Origin of the sequence: Nonomuraea sp. NPDC050227, from assembly GCF_044459705.1 — a bacterium.
Taxonomy (GTDB): domain Bacteria; phylum Actinomycetota; class Actinomycetes; order Streptosporangiales; family Streptosporangiaceae; genus Nonomuraea.
The window spans coordinates 264,073-281,797 of the sequence record NZ_JBITJF010000012.1; the positions used below are offsets into that span (position 1 = coordinate 264,073).

At 72.6% G+C, this 17,725-nt stretch carries 14 protein-coding genes; 8 read left to right on the plus strand and 6 right to left on the minus strand.

From position 1 onward, the window contains the following. Positions 1-6: 6 nt before the first annotated feature. From ACIBK9_RS39005 to ACIBK9_RS39020, 4 genes are all read right to left on the minus strand, one after another. Complete coding sequence (locus ACIBK9_RS39005; protein WP_397163815.1) at positions 7-612, minus strand: TetR/AcrR family transcriptional regulator; 606 nt, start codon at positions 610-612, stop codon at positions 7-9. Between the two features lie 144 nt (positions 613-756). After that, on the minus strand, positions 757-1,875 hold the full coding sequence (locus ACIBK9_RS39010; protein ID WP_397163816.1) for a magnesium and cobalt transport protein CorA: 1,119 nt from the start codon (positions 1,873-1,875) through the stop codon (positions 757-759). Between the two features lie 27 nt (positions 1,876-1,902). Next, entirely contained in the window at positions 1,903-2,379 is a 477-nt protein-coding gene (locus ACIBK9_RS39015) for a nuclear transport factor 2 family protein (protein WP_352357058.1), read from the minus strand. A 4-nt stretch (positions 2,380-2,383) separates the two neighbouring features. Continuing rightward, positions 2,384-3,271 carry an amidohydrolase family protein gene (locus ACIBK9_RS39020; protein WP_387664366.1) on the minus strand — a complete coding sequence of 296 codons (888 nt, stop codon included), beginning with the start codon at positions 3,269-3,271 and terminating at the stop codon, positions 2,384-2,386. Between the two features lie 34 nt (positions 3,272-3,305). Here ACIBK9_RS39020 and ACIBK9_RS39025 point away from each other — a divergent pair, with 34 nt between their 5' ends. Together ACIBK9_RS39025 and ACIBK9_RS39030 are read left to right on the plus strand one after the other, a co-directional pair. Then, positions 3,306-4,010 (plus strand): M50 family metallopeptidase, encoded by a 705-nt coding sequence (locus ACIBK9_RS39025; RefSeq protein ID WP_358285179.1) that lies wholly within the window; start codon positions 3,306-3,308, stop codon positions 4,008-4,010. Positions 4,011-4,056: 46 nt separating this feature from the next. Beyond that, on the plus strand, positions 4,057-5,646 hold the full coding sequence (locus ACIBK9_RS39030) for a protein kinase (protein WP_397163818.1): 1,590 nt from the start codon (positions 4,057-4,059) through the stop codon (positions 5,644-5,646). Here the strand turns inward: ACIBK9_RS39030 and ACIBK9_RS39035 are convergent. Next, positions 5,635-7,770: a thiamine pyrophosphate-dependent enzyme gene (locus tag ACIBK9_RS39035; RefSeq protein WP_397163820.1), complete on the minus strand. Its 2,136-nt coding sequence runs from the start codon at positions 7,768-7,770 to the stop codon at positions 5,635-5,637. The genes ACIBK9_RS39030 and ACIBK9_RS39035 overlap by 12 nt on opposite strands. A gap of 231 nt (positions 7,771-8,001) precedes the next feature. Next, positions 8,002-8,553, minus strand: coding sequence for a TetR/AcrR family transcriptional regulator (locus tag ACIBK9_RS39040; protein ID WP_358285980.1), 552 nt, complete (start codon positions 8,551-8,553; stop codon positions 8,002-8,004). A gap of 109 nt (positions 8,554-8,662) precedes the next feature. Between ACIBK9_RS39040 and ACIBK9_RS39045 the strand changes: the two genes are divergently transcribed. From ACIBK9_RS39045 to ACIBK9_RS39070, 6 genes are all read left to right on the plus strand, one after another. Further along, positions 8,663-10,231, plus strand: coding sequence for a carboxyl transferase domain-containing protein (locus ACIBK9_RS39045; RefSeq protein WP_387664371.1), 1,569 nt, complete (start codon positions 8,663-8,665; stop codon positions 10,229-10,231). Positions 10,232-10,233: 2 nt separating this feature from the next. Then, positions 10,234-12,183, plus strand: a complete 1,950-nt coding sequence (locus ACIBK9_RS39050) for an acetyl/propionyl/methylcrotonyl-CoA carboxylase subunit alpha (RefSeq protein WP_397163822.1) — start codon at positions 10,234-10,236, stop codon at positions 12,181-12,183. Then, positions 12,183-13,088: a hydroxymethylglutaryl-CoA lyase gene (locus tag ACIBK9_RS39055; protein WP_397163823.1), complete on the plus strand. Its 906-nt coding sequence runs from the start codon at positions 12,183-12,185 to the stop codon at positions 13,086-13,088. Before ACIBK9_RS39050 ends, ACIBK9_RS39055 begins: the two co-directional genes overlap by 1 nt. A 2-nt stretch (positions 13,089-13,090) precedes the next feature. After that, positions 13,091-14,227, plus strand: a complete 1,137-nt coding sequence (locus ACIBK9_RS39060) for an acyl-CoA dehydrogenase family protein (protein WP_352357043.1) — start codon at positions 13,091-13,093, stop codon at positions 14,225-14,227. Positions 14,228-14,307: 80 nt separating this feature from the next. Continuing rightward, the gene (locus ACIBK9_RS39065) at positions 14,308-14,742 is read left to right on the plus strand and encodes a GNAT family N-acetyltransferase (RefSeq protein WP_397163825.1); all 435 of its coding nucleotides are present in this window, start codon (positions 14,308-14,310) and stop codon (positions 14,740-14,742) included. A 58-nt stretch (positions 14,743-14,800) separates the two neighbouring features. Further along, complete coding sequence (locus ACIBK9_RS39070; protein WP_397163827.1) at positions 14,801-17,713, plus strand: ATP-binding protein; 2,913 nt, start codon at positions 14,801-14,803, stop codon at positions 17,711-17,713. Positions 17,714-17,725: the final 12 nt, after the last annotated feature.

Sequence of the window (17,725 nt, forward strand, 5' to 3'; positions counted from 1 at the left end):
ACCTCGTTATCTGGGCTGCAGTCCTAGTTGCTTGAGGAAGGTGATGACGGCGGCCCGCATGTCCACCTGGTCCGGGTCGAGCAGCCATTGCGTCTGCAGGCCGTCGACGAGCGCGATGAGCTGCTGGGCGACGGCGTCGGGATCGTGGTCGAGCGGCGGCGTGGCGCGTTCGAACAGGGCGCCGAGCAGCCACGCGGCCTGCCGGCGCAGCCTGCGGTAGCGCTGGACGAAGTAGTCGTGGGCGGGATGGCCGGGATCGGCGGCCTCGCCGGAGATCTTCACGTACAGCCCGACCAGGCCGGGCGTGCCCATGTTCCTGGCGACCTGCGCGACCGCGCGGTCGAGCAGCTCCTGCGGCGAGAGCCCGTCGTCGGGGCCGCCCATCAGCTCGCCGTCCACCTCGTCGCGGCGGCTGAGCACCTGGATGAGCAGGCTCTCCTTGCCGGGGAAGTGGTGCAGCAGCCCCGCGTGGGTCATGCCCGCGTGCGCGGCGATGTCGCGCAGCGACACCGCGTGGAAGCCCGAGCGCGAGAACAGCTCTGTGGCGGAGTCGAGGATGCGGGCGCGCGTGCGCTCGCCCTTGAGCCCTCGGCGTGGCGTCGGTTCGGTCACCGGCCGGCCCTTTCTGGCGGTCTGGGGGCACGCGGGCTGCGCAAACGTGCCGGGGTACGGCGAGATCGGCCGTCCACCGGCTCGACCAAGAATCTACCACGTGGTTAGTTTCGCGGCCCACGCCCGCGGCGGACGCAGTGGACCCTAGAGCCAGTCGCGGCGCTTGAAGACCATGTAGAGCACCATGCACACCGCCGCCATCAGCAGGATCGCGAACGGGTAGCCGAACACCCAGTGGGTCTCGGGCATGAAGTCGAAGTTCATCCCGTAGATGGTGCCGACCAGCGTCGGGGCGAACAGGATGGCCGCCCACGCCGAGATCTTCTTGACCTCCTCGCCCTGCTGGATGCTGGCCTCGGTCATGCGGGCCATCTCCGCGTTCTGGGCCTGGGTCACCAGCGTCGAGTTGACCACCAGGATGTTCTGCAACATCTGGCGGAAGGCCGAGATGCGCTCGGTCACCGTGATCGCGTGGTCGGCGACGTCGCGCAGGTAGCTCTGCAGCTCCTCGTTGACGCCGTACTTGGCGGCGCCGGCGATGAAGCCGTGGATCATGCCCACCAGCGGCGCGGTGGCCCGCTGGAACTCGATCACCTCGCCGGACAGCTCGTAGACGCGCCGCGACACCGAGGGGTCGCCGCTGAAGACCTCGACCTCGATCTCCTCGATGTCCTTCTGCAGCCCGGCCACCACCGGCGCGTAGCCGTCGACCACGGCGTCGAGGATCGCGTACAGGACGGCCTGCGGGCCCTGGCGCAGCAGGTCGGGGTCGGACTCCATGCGCTTGCGCACCCCCTGCAGGTCGGGGGCCTCGGCGTGGCGCACGGTGATCACGAAGTTGGGGCCGACGAAGACGTGCAGCTCGCCGAAGGCCACCTCCTCCACCTCGTCGAGGTAGCGGGCGGCGCGCAGCACCACGAACAGCGTGTCGCCGTAGCGGTCGGCCTTGGCCCGCTGGGAGCCGACGATCGCGTCCTCCAGCGCCAGCTCGTGCAGCTCGAACTCCTCGGCGAGCTTGACCAGCTCCCACTCCTTCGGACGGTAGAGGCCGATCCAGGCCATGCTGTCCGGCATCTGCTTGAGGCGTTCGAAGGCGTCGGCGAGCGAGCCGGGGTTGTCGACCCGCTCGCCGTTCTGGTAGACGGCGTTGTCGATCACGGTGGGCCGGTAGGGGTGCTCCTCGGTGGCGCGCGGGTCCATCGAGTGCTCCGGCGCCTCCTCGCGGTGGTCACCGCTGCGCCTGAACCCCTTCACCCTGGCCATGCACCCTCCGATCCGTTGCCGTGCTGACTACTGCGAGGACACCAGGCTGTCGAGCTCCTGGGTCGCCCGGTCCCTGATGGTCTTGCGCCACATCGGCGTCCAGCCGAACAGCAGCCCCTGCGGCCTGCCGAGAGCCATTCTGGACCAGCGCCTGAAGTCGAACTCGTCGTGGTGGCGGACGATGAGGTCGTCCTCGAACCTGAACAGCGCGTCGATCTCGTTGACGACCGTGCGGCCGGTGGAGGAGAAGGTGTAGCTGGCCGTCCAGTGGGCGGAGCCGCTGAACTCGTCGGCCTGGACGTCGCGGTAGCCGGATCTCAGTCCGTCGCGCACGCCGAGCTGCAACCGCCACATCGCCATCACCCGGTCGCGGCCCTCGACCTCCTGGAAGATGGGGTCGCCGAAACTGATCTCGGGGTGGTAGCAGCGCTCCATGGCCGCGAAGTCCGCGCGGCCCAGAGCGTCGTAGAAGGCGCTGATGAGCGCCACGTGCCGATCGTTCACCTTGCTATCGAATCATGGCCGCACCATTGTCCCAGCACACCGCCCGCAGCCACTGCTCGCCGAGGTCCAGGCGGGCGAGTGCGTCGAGCTGGTGCGCGTAGGGGTACGGGATCGTCGGGAAATCGCTGCCGAGCACCACCTTCCCCGAAAGCCCGAGATCACGCAGAACCGGGCGCAATCGGCTGGGAAACGGCATGCCGCGCTCGGAGAAGTCGGTGAAGGCCATGGTGGTGTCCAGGGCGACCCGCTCATGGCGGACGGCCAGCTCGAAGAACGGCTCGTACTCGGGCATGCCCAGATGCGCGATCACCGCCCGCAGCCGCGGATGGGCGGCCAGCACCGCGCCGATCGGCCCCGGCCCCACGTGGCCGCCGGGCACGGGCACCGAGCTGGCGTGCACGACCACGGGCACGCCCGACTCCGCCAGCAGCCCCCAGACCTCGTCCAGCTCGGGCGCGGCCGGGTCGAAGCCGCCGACCTGGAGGTGCACCTTGAAGATCTGGACGCCGTCCGCCAGCGCCGCGCGCACGTAGTCCGCGACGCCGGGCTCGGGGTAGAACGTCGCCGACGGCAGGCAGTCGGGGTTGCGGCGGGCGAAGTCGAGCGTCCAGGCGTTGAGGTCGCGCGCCATGTCCGGCCGGTGCGCGTACGCCAGGGCGGGGAAGCGCCGTACGCCCATCTCACGCAGCCTCGTCAGCCGCTCCTCGACCGGGCGTTCGTACTCGATCTTCCAGCCGGCGCCCATCAAGGGGCCGCCGTGGTTGAAGTGATGCCAGACCCGGCGTTCCATTCGTTCGGGCAGGAAATGCACATGCAGGTCGATCAGGCCCGGCAGCCCGAGGTCGCGCCACCACGCCGGAACGTCCGCGTCAGAATGTAGTTCTGCGGCCACAGCCGGGACTTTACCCGGCTAGTGTTTCTCCTCGATGGACATGCTCTGGGCCCACCTGATCAAGGTTCAGCCTGACCCCGACCCCTGGGTCGTGCTGGTCTCGGCTCTGGCCGCGCTCGCGGTCGTCGCGTTCCGCACCCCCTGGCAGGTGTCCAGGGGCCTGATCACGATCGCCCACGAGGGCGGCCACGCGGTCATGGCGCTGCTCACCCGGCGCAAGCTGGAAGGCATCCGGCTCCACTCCGACACCTCCGGCGTCACGCTGACCAGGGGCCGCCCCAACGGCCCCGGCATGGTGCTGACCGCGCTCGCCGGCTACCTGGCCCCCTCGCTGCTGGGGCTGGCCGCCGCCTGGCTCACCGAGCAGGGCCGCATCACGCTGCTGATCTGGAGCGTGCTGCTCTTCCTGGTGTGCATGCTGCTGCTGATCCGCAACCTCTACGGCGCGCTGATCCTGCTGGTCACCGGCGGCGCGGTGTTCGCCCTGTCCATGTACGCCCCCGCCCAGGTCCAGCAGATCGTGGCCATGGTCGCGACGTGGTTCCTGCTGTTCGGCGGCGTCCGGCCGATCGTCGAGCTGCAGCGCAAGCGGCGCAGGCGGCAGGCCAGAGACTCCGACGCCGACCAGCTCGCCCGGCTGACGTTCCTGCCCGGCGGCTTCTACGTCTTCTTCTTCCTGGTCGTGGCCGCCGTGTCGGTGGTGTTCGGCGCGTACCTGATGAACCCGTTGACCCCCTGAAAGCCGAAATTTCACATTAAACTCACCGGCAACAGGGGGGAGTGCCGTGTTGCCAGCCGAGGACGCGCCCGGCTACCGGGTGCTCGATCAGGCGGGCCAGGGCGGTTTCGCCGTCGTCTACCGTGCCTATCAGGAGCGCCTCGACCGGATCGTGGCGCTGAAGGTCCTGTCGGTCGACCGGGTCGACCAGCGCACCATGCGCCACTTCCAGCGCGAGCTCCGGCTCACCGGCCGCCTGACCGGCCATCCCAACGTCGTGACCGTCTTCGACACCGGCGTGACCCGCTCGGGCAAGCCGTACATCGCGATGGACTTCTTCGAGAACGGCTCGCTGCGCGACAAGGTCCGCAAGGAGGGGCCGCTCGCGGTGCCCGACGTGCTGCGCGCGGGCGTCAAACTGGCCGGCGCGCTGGCCGCCGTGCACGAGGCCGGGGTGCTGCACGGCGACATCAAGCCGCAGAACGTCCTCATCTCCCGTTACGGCGAGCCCGCCATCGCCGACTTCGGCGTGGCCAGGGTGGTGGACAACGCGGAGATCTCGGCCACCTCCCAGGCGTTCACCCCGCTGCACGCCGCCCCGGAGGTGCTCACCGGGCAGCCGCACTCGGTCTCCGGTGACATCTACTCCCTGGGCTCGACGCTCTACCACCTGCTGGCCGGGCAGCCCGCCTTCCACAACCCGGCCGACCCGTCGATCGCGCCGCTGATGTACCGGGTGCTGAGCCTCGACCCGCCGCCGATCAACCGGCCGGACGTGCCGCCGGCGGTGTTCGGGACGATCCTGCACGCGATGTCCAAGCAGCCCGAGCTGCGGCCCGGCTCGGCCAGGGAGCTGGCGCGGCGGTTGCAGGAGGTGCAGGCCGAGCTGGGGTTGTCGGTGACCGACCTGGTGGGCCAGGATCCGGGGCCGGGGCCGGCGACGTCCACCGTCCCGCGCCGCCCGCGCGGCGGCCCGCAGCCTCCGCCGCACCCCGGCGACTCCTCCCTCCCCGCCACCGGCAGCCGGCTCCCCCACCCCCACCCCCAAGCCCCCGCCCCGCATCAGCCGGGACTGGCGGGTAACGCGGGCGTGGCGAGACGGGTCGCCCCCACGGCGGGGGACATGGGCGGGGCTCGGCGGGAGGCCGTCACGACGCCGCCCGCCAGGGCCGGAAGCCTCGGGAGGCGTCTGCTGATCGGGGGCTCGGTCGCGGCCGTCGCGATCGGCGGCACCGGCCTGGCCGTCTACCTGTCGCTGCGCCCGCCCGCCGGTCCGGGCCCCACCGAGCGCCGCCCCGAGGCCGCGACGCCCGCGGCGACCGCCACCACCCCGCCGCCGATCAGCAAGCGGGACGTCGCCGCGCTCGCCCCCCGCAGGCTCAAGGTCACCGCCGACCGCGGCGCCCTGGTGGAGCTGAGCTGGGCGCTGCCGGCCGACGCCCGCCGCTACCCGGTCGTCCTGCAACGCTCGCGGGCGGGCGGGGGCGAGGTGACCGTCGTCGCCCTCGGCACGGGCGCCACCAGCGGCCGCGTCGCCGGGCTCGACCCGGACACCGGCTACTGCTTCCTGGTGGGGGTGCCGCTGCGCATCTCGGCGGCCACCACGGTCGCCTGGTCGAAGCCGGCCTGCGTCAGAGGGGCGCGCTCAGCCGAGTAGCTTGCGCGCCGCCTGCTCGATCTCCTCCTCCGACAGCAGGACGTGGTCGGCCGCGTCGCCCAGCGGGATGAAGCTGTCGGCCGAGGTCACCCGGGCCACCTGCCCCGTGAACCCGGCGTCGATCAGCTCGGCCGTCACGCCCTCGGACACGCCCCCGGAGTGGCGGGTCTCGTCGGCGATCAGCACCTTGCCGGTCAGCTCGGCCGCCCGCAGCAGGTCGTCCACCGGCAGGGGGGCCAGCCAGCGCAGGTCGAGGACGCGGCAGCCGTAGCCCTCCTGGGTGAGCCGGACCGCGGCGCGCAGGCTCATCCGCAGCCCGTTGCCGAACGTCACGATCGTCAGGTCACGGCCCTCGCCGTACGAGCGGGCCCGGCCGACGGGCACGTGCGTCTCGCGCCAGCGCCCCGGCGGCGTGTACGGCGCCAGCCAGCCGCCGTCGCCCTCCTCGAACAGGTCACGCGTGTGGTAGAGCGCGATCGGCTCCAGGAACACGCAGACCGACCCGGCCGTACGGGCGGCGGCCAGGCAGGTGCGCAACATGGCGGCGGCGTCGTCGGGACGCGCGGGCGAGGCGAGGACCAGACCCGGGATGTCGCGCAGCGCGGCCACCGCGTTGTCGTTGTGGAAGTGGCCGCCGAAGCCCTTCTGGTAGGCGTAGCCCGCGACGCGGACGACCATGCCGTTGGTGTAGGCGCCGCGCGAGAAGAACGACAGGGTGGCGCCCTCGCCGCGGATCTGGTCGAGCGCGTTGTGCAGGTAGGCCAGGTATTGGATCTCCGGCACCGGGAGCTGGTTGGACACCGCCGAGCCGAGCGCGAGGCCGAGGATGGCCTGCTCGTCGAGGAGCGTGTCGAACACCCGCGAGCCGCCGAACCGCTTCTGCAGCCCCCGGGTGACGCCGTAGACGCCGCCCTTCCTGGCGACGTCCTCGCCGAAGACCGTCATCTCGGGGTAGACCACCAGCGCGTCGGCGAGCGTGCGGTTGATGGTCTGCGACAAGGTCAGCGGCTTCTCCGTCTCGGGCAGCGTGCCGGCGAACGCCTTCTCCCTGACCGGGCCCTCGGCCGCGGTCGGGCTGATGTTGGCGATCAGGTCGGGACGGCGCGGCGCGATCGGCTCCATGACCTCCGCGGCCGAGCCGAGCCGCGGGGCGCGGGTGGTCTCCAGGGCGATGCGCAGGATGTGCTCGCGCGCCGACTCGTACGTCTTGAGCAGGTCCTCCGGCGTCTCCAGGCCGGCCTCCACCAGCAGCCGCGCGGTGCGGACGAGCGGGTCGCGCTCCATGTCGGCCCGCAGCTCCCGCTGGGTGCGGTAGGCCGACTCGACGTCGGACCCGGCGTGCCCCATCAGCCGCACGGTGGACAGGTGCAGGAACGCGGGCGAGCGGTTGGCGCGGACGTGCTGGACGGCGAGCGTGGCGGCGTCGTAGGCGTCGGCCAGGTCGCAGCCGTCGGCGGCGAAGTAGGCGATGCCCGGCCGTCGCGCCGCCGCCTCCACCCAGCCCTTGGGGGTGCGGACGCTGATGCCGATGCCGTTGTCCTCGCACACGAACAGGATGGGCAGCGGCTGCCCCTGGAAGGTGGCGTAGGAGGCGGTGTTGAGCCCGGTCAGGGCGCTGGCGTGGTTGATCGAGGCGTCGCCGAAGCTGCACACGGCGATGGCGTCGGGCGGCCAGGCCGACCGGTCGCCGAGCGCGGCGGCCCGTTCGATGGCGAAGGCCACGCCCACGGCGCGCGGCAGATGGCTGGCGATCGTCGAGGTCTGCGGGATGACGGCCAGGTGGGGGTGGCCGAAGACCTTGTGCCGGCCGCCCGCGATCGGCTCGTCGGCCGCCGCGGTGAGGCCCATCAGCACGTCGCGAAGGCCCTGCTCGGGCAGCCGGCCGGCCTGCTCGGACCTGGTCAGGTAGAAGGCGCCGGACCGGTAGTGGAGCAGCGCCGGGTCGCTCGCCCTGGCCGCGGCGGCGACCGCCGCGTTGCCTTCGTGGCCGGCCGACCCGATCGTGTAGAAGCCCTCGTTCTGCTCGCGGAGCCAGCGGGCGGCGATGTCGAGCAGGCGGCTGTCGAGCTGGCGCTGGAACAGGGTCCGGCACCGGTCGCCGGTGAGCGACGTGCCCTCGCGCACCGGGCCGCCGGGATCTCGGGCGGGGCCTGACTTCAGCGCCTCAACGGATTGGATGAAATGTGTCTCAACAGTGTCGCGCGCCACACCCTGATTATGTCCGTCATCGCCGCCGCCGTCTGCCGGAGTGCATGACAGATTGTGGTCCGGTCCGTTTAACCCTGATCCAGGACCGTTTGCAGATATCTACGGCATTTCGGGGGTTTTCGCACCGCGTGAATCGCCGTCGGTCAGTTAGTGATTGTTAACGCTGGCCTCGATCGCGGCGCGGGCCATCGTGTGCAGCAGGGGGCGCATGTCGTGCGGGGGCAGCTCGCCCGCGCTGTGGGGCGTCGAGTTGAGCAGGCCGAAGACCGCGTGCGTGGCCGCGCGCAGCCGGGCCGGCGGGCACGCCGGGTGCAGCTCGGCCAGCACGGTCACCCACTCCTCGACGTAGAGGCGCTGCAGCCGCCTGATCCTGCGCCGCTCCGGCTCGGGCACGTTGCCCAGCTCGCGGTCGTGCACGGTGATCAGCGCCGGCTGGTCGAGCGCGAACGTGATCTGCACGTTGAGCAGCGCGTCGAGCGTCTCGGCCGGGCCGTCCGAGGAGGTCGCCACCGCCACCGCCGACTCCCGCAGCCGCGAGCTGACGTCGAGCAGCATCTCGGCGAGCAGCGCCTCCTTGCCGCTGAAGTGCCGGTAGAGCGCGGGACCCGAGACGCCGACCGCGCCCCCGATGTCCTCGATGGAGACCCCGTGGAAACCGCGGGCGGCGAACAGCCGGGCGGCCGCGGCGAGGATCTCCATGCGCCTTCTGCCGCGCTCGCGGGTAGGTGGGGAGGCAGTGGTCACGTCTCACATGCTAGACGATTACGTTAATGATGACTAACATCTCGGCCATGACGAGAGGGGACTCATGAGCGACTGGCCGGTGCTGAAGTCGGCCGTGGAGCCCGGGAGCGAGGCGTACAAACGCAACGCCGAGCTCAACGAGCGGCTGGCCGCCGAGCTGCTCGAACGGCTGGCCGCGGCGGCGCTCGGCGGTCCCGAGCGGTCGCGGCAGCGCCACGTCGAGCGGGGCAAGCTGCTGCCGCGCGACCGCGTCGACGGGCTGCTCGACCCGGGTTCCCGCTTCCTGGAGCTGTCGCCGCTGGCGGCCGGCGGCCTCTACGACGACCAGGCGCCCGCCGCCGGGATCATCACCGGCGTCGGCAGGGTGGCCGGGCGCGAGTGCGTGGTCGTGGCCAACGACGCGACCGTCAAGGGCGGCACGTACTACCCGATGACCGTCAAGAAGCACCTGCGCGCGCAGGAGGTGGCCCTGCACAACCACCTGCCCTGCGTCTACCTGGTCGACTCCGGCGGCGCGTTCCTGCCCAGGCAGGACGAGGTCTTCCCCGACCGGGAGCACTTCGGGCGCATCTTCTACAACCAGGCGACCATGTCGGCCCGCGGCATCCCGCAGATCGCCGCCGTGCTCGGCTCGTGCACCGCCGGCGGCGCGTACGTGCCGGCCATGAGCGACGAGGCGGTCATCGTCCGCGGCCAGGGCACGATCTTTCTGGGCGGTCCGCCCCTGGTGAAGGCGGCCACCGGCGAGGAGGTCACGGCCGAGGAGCTGGGCGGCGGCGACCTGCACTCCCGGGTCAGCGGCGTCACCGACCACCTGGCCGAGGACGACGCCCACGCCCTGGCCATCGTCCGCGACATCGTCTCGACGCTGGCCCCCCGGGCCCCCCGTCCCTGGGACACGGTCGCGCCCGAGGAGCCGCGGCACGACCCGCGCGACCTCTACGGCCTCGTCCCGGCCGACACCCGCCAGCCCTACGACGTGCGCGAGGTCATCGCCCGGCTGGTGGACGGCTCGCGCTTCCTGGAGTTCAAGGCCGAGTACGGCTCCACCCTCGTCACCGGCTTCGCCCACCTGCACGGTCACCCGGTGGGCATCGTGGCCAACAACGGCATCCTGTTCAGCGAGTCGGCGATGAAGGGCGCGCACTTCATCGAGCTGTGCGACCAGCGCCGCATCCCCCTGGTGTTCCTGCAGAACATCAGCGGGTTCATGGTCGGCAAGGCGTACGAGGCGGGCGGCATCGCCAAGCACGGCGCCAAGATGGTCACGGCCGTGTCGTGCGCGCGGGTGCCCAAGTTCACGGTGGTGATCGGCGGCTCGTTCGGGGCGGGCAACTACGCCATGGCCGGACGCGCGTACTCGCCCAGGTTCCTGTGGATGTGGCCCAACGCCCGCATCTCCGTCATGGGCGGCGAGCAGGCGGCGAACGTGCTGACCACGGTCGGCAACGCCGACCCCGACGCCATCCGCGCCCAGTACGAGCACCAGGGCAACCCCTACTACTCCACCGCCCGGCTCTGGGACGACGGCGTGATCGACCCGCTCGACACCCGCACCGTCCTCGGCCTGGCCCTGTCCGCGGCGGCCAACGCGCCGCTCGAACCCGCCGGCTACGGCGTCTTCCGGATGTGATCATGTTCTTCGACCGTGTTCTCATCGCCAACCGGGGCGAGATCGCCGTCCGGGTCGTCCGGACGCTGCGCGCGCTCGGCATCGAGTCGGTGGCGGTGTTCACGCCGCCGGACGCGGGCGCCAGGCACGCCCGCGAAGCAGACATCGCCCTCGAAGTCTCGAAATATCTGGACATCGAGGCGATTGTCGAGGCGGCGCTCGCCTCCGGCGCGCAGGCCGTGCATCCCGGCTACGGCTTCCTGGCCGAGAACGCCGCGTTCGCGCGGCGCTGCGCCGAGGCCGGGCTCGTCTTCGTCGGCCCGTCCCCCGAGGCCATCGACGCCATGGGCGACAAGATCCGCGCCAAGGCCACCGTGTCGGCGGCCGGGGTGCCGGTCGTCCCCGGCGGGGCCGAGCCGGGCGACGACCTGGCGCAGTGGGCCGATTTCCCGGCGCTGATCAAGCCGTCCGCGGGCGGCGGCGGCAAGGGCATGGTGCTGGTGCGCTCGGCCGCCGAGCTGCCCGACGCGCTGGAGTCGGCCCGCCGTACGGCGCGGGCGGCGTTCGGCGACGGCACCCTGCTCATCGAGCGCTACGTCGAGAACCCCCGGCACATCGAGATCCAGGTCATGGCCGACGCCCACGGCAACGTCGTGCACCTGGGCGAGCGCGAGTGCAGCCTGCAGCGCCGGCACCAGAAGATCATCGAGGAGGCGCCGTCGCCCTTCGTGACCCCCGGCATGCGCGCCGACATGGGCGCCGCGGCCGTCGAGGCCGCCCGCTCGGTCGGGTACGTCGGCGCGGGCACGGTCGAGTTCATCGTCGACGGCACCACCGGCTCCTACCACTTCATGGAGATGAACACCCGGCTCCAGGTCGAGCACCCGGTCACCGAGCTGGTCACCGGCCTGGACCTGGTGGAGCTGCAACTGCGCGTCGCGGCCGGCGAGCCGCTGCCGTTCGGCCAGGAGCAGGTGCGGCTCGACGGCCACGCCATCGAGGCGCGCGTCTACGCCGAGGACCCGGCGCGCGGCTTCCTGCCCAGCGGCGGGCGCGTGCTGGCCCTGCGCGAGCCCGGCGACGACGGGCCCGGCCGGGTGCGGGTCGACTCCGGCCTGGCCGAGGGCGGGGTCGTCGGCAGCGACTACGACCCCATGCTGTCCAAGGTGATCGCCTGGGCGCCGGACCGAGAGGCGGCGCTCAGAGCGCTCGACCGGGCGCTGGCCCGCACCGCGGTGCTGGGCGTGGTCACCAACGTGCCGTTCCTGCGCGGGCTCGCCCGCCACCCCGCGGTCGTGGCGGGCGAGCTCGACACCGGCCTGGTCGAACGGGTGCTGCCCGGGCTGCTGCCGGAGTCCGGCGTGCCGCGCGAGGTGGCCGCGGCGGCGGCGCTGATCTTCCACACGCTGCCGCAGGGCCCCGACCCCTGGCAGGTCACCGACGGCTGGCGGGTCGGCGCGCCCGCCTGGACGACCTGGCGGCTGGAGTCGCGCGACGGCGTGCACGCGGTGCCCGTCCGCGGCCTGCCCGGCCGGTCGGCCGAGGTGCTGCTCGACGGAGAGGCGGTGCCCGCCCGGGTCACGACCGGCGGCGGCGCGGCGGCCGTCACGCTCGGCGGCCGGACCGCCCGCTACCTGACCGCCCGCCACGGCGACACGCTCTGGCTCGGCAAGGACGGCGAGTCGTGGGCGTTCACCCGCCACCTCATCGGCGACCCGGGCGACCGGCCCGGCGCCGCGGGGGCGGCCGACGGCGTGGTGCGCAGCCCCATGCCCGGCACCGTCCTGCTGGTCAAGGTGCAGCCCGGCGACCGGGTGAGCGAGGGGCAGCCGCTGGTCGTCGTCGAGGCCATGAAAATGGAGCACACGGTCACCGCCCCCTGCGACGGCGTGGTCGCCGAGCTGCCCGTCCAGCCGGGCAAGCCGGTCGACATGGACGCCGTGCTGGCCGTGGTCACCGGTGAGGAGGCGTGATGCCGTACCGCATGCGAGGGCTTCCCGAGCGGGTCACGGTCTACGAGGTGGGCCCGCGCGACGGCCTGCAGAACGAGTCGGCGATCGTGCCGGTCGAGGTGAAGGCCGAGTTCGTCGACCGGCTGGCCGACGCCGGCCACCAGGTGATCGAGACGACCAGCTTCGTGCATCCCAAGTGGGTGCCGCAGCTGGCCGACGCCGGTGAGCTGCTCGGCCGCCTCGACCGCAGGCCCGGCGTGCGCTACCCGGTGCTGGTGCCCAACGAGCGCGGGCTCGACCGCGCGCTGGAGCTGGGCGTCACCGAGATCGCGATCTTCGCCAGCGCCACCGAGACCTTCGCCGCCAGGAACCTCAACCGCACGCTGGAGAGCCAGTTCGACATGTTCGAGCCGGTCGTGGCCAGGGCGCTGGAGCACGGGCTGCGGGTGCGCGCGTACGTGTCGATGTGCTTCGGCGACCCCTGGGAGGGGCCCACGCCGGTCGGGCAGGTCGTCGCGGTCGGCGAGCGGCTGCTCGGGCTCGGCTGCTACGAGCTGTCGCTCGGCGACACGATCGGCGTCGGCACGCCTGGCCACGTCACCGAGCTGATCGGCGCGTTCGGCGGCCCCGAGCGGCTGGCCGTGCACTTCCACGACACCTACGGGCAGGCGCTCGGCAACACGCTCGCCGCCCTGCAGGCGGGCGTGACCACCGTCGACGCCTCCACCGGCGGCATCGGCGGCTGCCCGTACGCCGAGTCCGCCACCGGCAACCTGGCCACCGAAGACCTCGTGTGGATGTTGTCGGGGCTCGGCATCGAGACCGGGCTCGACCTGGACAAACTCGTGTCCACCAGCACCTGGCTGGCCGAGCGGCTGGGCCGGCCCAGCCCCTCGCGCGTCGTCCAGGCCCTCGCGAAAGGCTGATCATGCTGAACGACGAATACCAAGAGTTGCGCAAGACCGTCGAGGCGTTCGCCCGTGACGTGGTGGCCCCCGTGATCGGCGACTACTACGAGCGCGAGGAGTTCCCCTACGACATCGTGCGCAAGATGGCCGACATGGGGCTGTTCGGCCTGCCGTTCCCGGAGGAGTACGGCGGCATGGGCGGCGACTACTTCGCGCTGTGCCTGGCCCTTGAGGAGCTGGCCCGCGCGGACTCCAGCGTGGCGATCACCCTGGAGGCCGCCGTCTCGCTGGGCGCGATGCCGATCTACCGATTCGGCACCGACGAGCAGCGCCAGGAGTGGCTGCCCCGGCTGGCCTCCGGCGAGATGCTGGGCGCGTTCGGGCTGACCGAGCCCGGCGGCGGCTCCGACGTGCCGGGCGGCATGCGGACGACCGCCGTGCTCGACGGCGGCGAATGGGTGATCAACGGGACGAAGGCGTTCATCACCAACTCCGGCACCGACATCACCGGCGTGATCGGCGTGGCCGCGCTCACCGGCGAGCGGGAGATCTCCACGATCCTGGTGCCGAGCGGCACGCCGGGGTTCACGGTCTCCAAGAAGTACTCCAAGGTCGGCTGGAACGCCTCCGACACCCGCGAGCTGTCCTTCTCCGACTGCCGGGTGCCCGCCGCCAACCTGCTCGGCGAGCGCGGACGCGGCTACGCGCAGTTCCTGCAGACCCTCGACGAGGGCCGCATCGCCATCGCCGCCCTCAGCGTGGGCCTGGCCCAGGGCTGCGTGGACGAATGCCTCAAGTACGTCAGGGACCGCAAGGCGTTCGGCCACCCGATCGGCCACTACCAGGCCATCCAGTTCAAGATCGCCGACATGGAGGTGCGCGCCCACACCGCCCGGCTGGCCTACTACCACGCGGCCGAGAAGATGCTGGCCGGGGTGCCGTTCAAGAAGGAGGCGGCGATCGCCAAGCTGGTGTCCTCGAACGCGGCCATGGACAACTCCCGCGACGCCACCCAGGTGTTCGGCGGGTACGGCTTCATGAACGAGTTCCCGGTCGGCCGCTTCTACCGCGACGCCAAGATCCTGGAGATCGGCGAGGGCACCAGCGAGGTGCAGCGCATGCTCATCGCCCGCCAGCTCGGCCTCGGCGACCTCTGACCGGAGGCCGTACCGGACGTCACGGCACACTCCCGTGGCACGATGGACGAAAGGGCACAGAGGTTCTAGTGTCGTACCTCATGACGGCGGACGATCTTCTCATCAGGAGGGCGGAGAAGGCGGACGCGGACGAGGTGTTCGCGTTGGCGCGCGAGTTCGGGCTGACCTTCAGGCCGGAGCGCGCGGCCTTCGACGCCGCGCTCCCGCAGCTCCTGCGCAACGAGGACGCCCTGCTGCTCACGGCCGTGGTGGGCGGGCGCGTCCACGGGTACCTGCTGGGGTTCGTGCACCTGACGCTGTTCGCCAACGGGCCGGTCGCCTGGGTCGAGGAGGCGATGGTCCAGTCGGGCTCGCGCCGGCAGGGCATCGGCCGCCGGCTGCTGGAGGAGTTCGAGGCGTGGGCCCGTACCCGTCACGCCGGGTACGTGGCGATGGCCACCCGGCGGGCGCCGGAGTTCTACCACGCCCTGGGGTACGAGGCGTCGGCCACCTTCTTCCGCAAGGTTTTGCGCTGACAGACGACGGCCCGGAGTTTCGGTCCGTTTTGTCGGTGTTTGATGGCATCCTTGGGGCGTGAGCATTCACACCGTCAGCCCCCTGTTCGTCGGGCGCGCCCGCGAGCTGCACGCTCTGGGCGACGCCCTGGCCAGAGCACGTGCGGGCGCGTCGTCCACCGTGCTCGTGGGCGGCGAGGCGGGGGTCGGCAAGACCCGCCTGATCAGCGAGTTCATCGACCGGGCGGGCGAGGCGCGGGTGCTCGTCGGCGGCTGCCTGGAGCTGGGCACCGAGGGCCTGCCGTTCGCGCCGTTCACGGCCGTCCTGCGCGGGCTCGTGCGCGAGCTGGGGCGCGACGGCGTGGCGGCGTTGGTGCCCGGCGGCACGACGCGCGGGCTGGCCCGGCTGCTGCCCGAGTTCGGCGAGCCGGACAAGGACGGCGCCGAGGCGCGGGCCCGGCTGTTCGAGCAGGTGCTCGGGCTGCTGGAGCGGCTGGCCGAGGAGCGTCCGGTGCTGCTGGTGGTCGAGGACGCCCACTGGGCCGACCGCTCCACCCGAGACCTGCTGTCGTTCCTGGTCCGCTACCAGCGCACGGCGGCCCGGCTGATGATCGTGGTCACCTACCGCACCGACGAGCTGCACCGCACCCATCCGCTCCGGCCGATGCTGGCCGAGCTGGGCCGCATCGAGTGGGTGAGCCGGATCGAGCTGCGCCGCCTCACCCGCAGGGAGGCCGTCGCGCAGGCGGCCAGCATCCTGCGGCGCGAGCCGTCGGCCGCCGCGATGGACCTGATCTACGCCCGCAGCGAGGGCAACCCGCTGTTCGTCGAGGCGCTGCTGAGCGAGGCCGACGGCGGCGACATGCTGCCCGAGTCCCTGCGCGACCTGCTGCTGGCCAGCGTCGAGCGGCTGCCCGACGAGACGCAGGAGCTGCTGCGCGTGGCCAGCGCGGGCGGCCAGCGCATCGAGCACGACCTGCTGAGCGCGGTGGCCGGGCTCGACGACACCGCCCTGTCGCGGGCGCTGCGCCCCGCCGTGGCGGGCAACGTGCTGGTGGTCGACGGCGAGGGCTACGGCTTCCGGCACGCGCTCATCCGCGAGGCGCTCCACGACGACCTGCTGCCCGGCGAGCACACCCGCCTGCACACCCGCTACGCGCAGGCACTCGAACGCGACCTGTCGATCCTGCCCGCCCCGCGCGGCGCGATCGAGCTGGCCCACCACTGGCACTCCGCCCACGACTCCACCTGGGCGCTGGTAAGCGCCTGGCGCGCGGCCGCCGCGGCCCGCAAGTCCACCGCCTACGACGAGCAGCTCAGGATGCTCTCGCGGGTGCTGGAGCTGTGGGACCAGGTGCCCGACGCCGCCGAGCGCATCGGCTGCGGCCGCCTCGACGTGCTCAGGCAGACCTCCACGGTCGCCCACCTCGCCGGCGAGTACGAGCGCAGCCTGGCGCTGGCCGGGGCCGCGCTCGCCGAGGTCGACCTCGACGCCGACCCGATCACCGCGGCCACCCTGCTGCGCCAGCGCGGCCTGACCCGCTACGACCTGGGCCGCGCCGGCTATCTCGACGACCTGCGCCAGGCGGCCGAGCTGGTGCCCGCCGAGCCGCCGAGCAAGCTGCGCGGCCAGGTCCTGGAGACGCTGGCGCGCATGCTGCACCGTCCCGAGGACTGGCCGGAGAAGCTGGCGACGGCGCAGCTCGCCATGGAGATCGGCCACCAGATGGGCGACGCCAACGTCGAGGCCCACGCGCTCATCAGCCTCGCCTGGGCGCGGTCGCGCTTCTCCGACATCGAGGCCCAGCTCGGGCAGTTCGCCGAGGCGCGCCGGGTCGCCCGCGCCCAGGGCGCCTACAACGCGCTGATGCGCTGCGCGATCTCCGAGTCCGACGCGCTGGAGGGCGCCGGACGGCACGAGCGGGCCGCCCAGGTCGCCCGCGAGGGCGTGCAGGAGGCCGGGCACTACGGCCTGGCGCGCACGTCCGGCACCTTCCTGGCGATCAACCTGACCGAGCCGCTGCTCTCGCTGGGCCGCTGGGACGAGGCGCTCCAGGTGGTCGAGCAGGCGCTCGACCTCGCGCCGCCGGCCCCCTACCGGGCCAGTCTCCAGGGGTTCCTGGTGGACATCGCGCTCGCGCGGGGACAGATCGACCGGGCCGACAAGCTGCTGTCGTCCTCCGCCAGCGTGTTCGCGCGCGGCACCTACCGGGACCAGACCGTGCTGCCGCAGCTGCGCAGGCAGGTCCTGCTGCTGCGGGCGCAGGGGCGGCTCGGCGAGGCGCTGGAGGCCGCGTCCCGGGGGCTGGAGAACCAGGACCTGCTGCCCTCGCCGCGTTACGCCTGGCCGCTGCTGGTGACGTTCGCGCAGCTCGCCCGGCCCGCGCTCGGCGAGGGCGGCGCGCCGTACGCGAGGGTCGCGGCGGCCGTCGTGGCGCGGCTGCGGGAGGTGGCGCGGGAGCTGGCCGTGGACGGCGACCTGCAGGAGGCGCAGCGGCTGACGTTCGCGGCGCTGACCGGGCCGGAGGAGGGGCTCGGCGGGGCGGCCCAGCTCAAGGCGTGGGAGTCGGCGGTGGCGGCCTGGGCGGGCTTGCGGCAGCCGTACGCGGAGGCGCAGTGCCTGGCGGGGGCCGCCCAGGCGGCGCTGGCCGCGGGCGACCGGCGCGCCGCGGCCGGGATGGTGACGCGGGCGCGGGAGCTGGCCGCGCAGCTGGGCGCCACGCCGCTGCTCGAACAGCTCGACGTGTTCGGACGGCGGGCCCGCGTCGGCGGCGCCGACGAGCCCGAGGGGCCGCCGCTGGGGCTGACCGCGCGCGAGCTGGAGGTGCTGCGCGAGGTGAGCAACGGGCGCAGCAACCGGGAGATCGCCGCGGCGCTGTTCATCTCGGTGAAGACGGTCAGCGTGCACGTCTCCAACATCCTGGCCAAACTGGGCGTCGCCACCCGCGGCGAGGCGGCGGCCACGGCCCACCGGCTGGGCCTGTTCGGGTGACCGCGTAGGCGC